Genomic DNA, 1,361 nt, shown 5'->3' on the forward strand with positions numbered 1-1,361 from the left:
CCTGTTCAGAGTCGGTTGACGGTTGACGGATCTGTTTCGGCTGATCCTTGACACTCTGGGTTATGGGTTTAGGGCTGTCCGCTGGTGCGAAGGGCCCGTTTGTTTCGTACCTCGCCGTGGCTGGTGCGGGCGGCGGTTTTGACTAGTTGGTCGCCGACCCAGAACCGCAAGAGGTCGCCGTCGACGTGGACGTCGCAGCGTTGTCCGCCGTAGTGGCGTCCGATGCAGACTTGCTGCCAGGACACGCACACGATGCCGTTGGCGCAGACTCGACGACTGACCCAGTCATCACCGCTGCGGTCGCGCTGGGCGGTCCTCGAATTCGACGGCGGTGAGGCCGGGGCGCCGGCGTGAAACCGTTCGGCAGGGGTGGCCATCTTCAACGCCTGGTGCGGCCGGCTGGTGTTGTAGTCGGCGACCCACTCGTCGAGTGCCTGCTGGGCAACCTTGAGATTGGTGAAAGGTGTTCGGCTGCTGAGGAACTCAGCGCGCAGACTGCGGTGAAACCGCTCAATCTTGCCCGTCGTGGTCGGGCTTCTAGGCTGCGTCAACAGGTGCTCGATACCGTGCTCGCGGCAGATCGCCTCGAACAGCACCTCGGTCGATGGATGGTTGAACCGGCCGGTGAACACCTTGCCGTTATCAGTCAGGATCTGTTCGGGCACACCGTAGGTTGCCAGCGCCGCGCGCAGCCCATCACAGACCGCCCGGGTGCGTTCTCGGGCCATCAACCGGGCACAGACACACAGCCGGGAATGGTCATCGATTCCGGTCAGTGCTTTGGCGCAGCTGCCGTCGGCCAGCGGGAACCCGCCCACCACATCCATCTGCCACAATTCCATCGGAGCGCCGCGTTCCCAGCGTTTCCACTTGCGTGAACGCCGATCCCGTAGATGCGGATCGATCATCGCCGCCCGCAGCAACGCCCGATAGGCCGCCGACTCCGAGGGCACCGGGACCACCCCGCGTTTGGCCAGTTCGAACACCAGCCGCCGCGGCCCCCAATACGGACGTGAACGCCGCAGCTCCAACAGTCGGGCCTCGACATCGGCGGGCATTTGATGCGGACAATTCACCGGCCGATGCGACCGGTCCACCAGCCCCTCCAGGCCCTCGGCCTCGTAGCGGGCCAACCACGAGTGCAGCGTCTGACGCGACACCCCAACCTTCGATGCGACCTGCGAAATCGACAACCCGTCGCTGATCACCGCTAACACGGCCTGATACCGCTGCTCGGCCACGCTCAACTCCCTCATCTAGGGAGTGTCAAGGATCAACCGACATAGGTGTAAAGCATCAGCCGAAACACTGTCAGCCATCAACCGGAGCCGAAACGTCAAGCATCAACCGACGTCATACAG

Annotated in this window: 1 protein-coding gene; it reads right to left on the reverse strand. The window is 63.6% G+C overall.

Going from position 1 to position 1,361, the window contains the following annotated elements:
* Positions 1-68 precede the first annotated feature (68 nt).
* Positions 69-1,256 (reverse strand): IS481 family transposase, encoded by a 1,188-nt coding sequence (locus A5724_RS17800; protein WP_067804678.1) that lies wholly within the window; start codon positions 1,254-1,256, stop codon positions 69-71.
* Positions 1,257-1,361: the final 105 nt, after the last annotated feature.

Origin of the sequence: Mycobacterium sp. ACS1612 (assembly GCF_001667505.1) — a bacterium.
Classification (GTDB): Bacteria; Actinomycetota; Actinomycetes; order Mycobacteriales; family Mycobacteriaceae; genus Mycobacterium.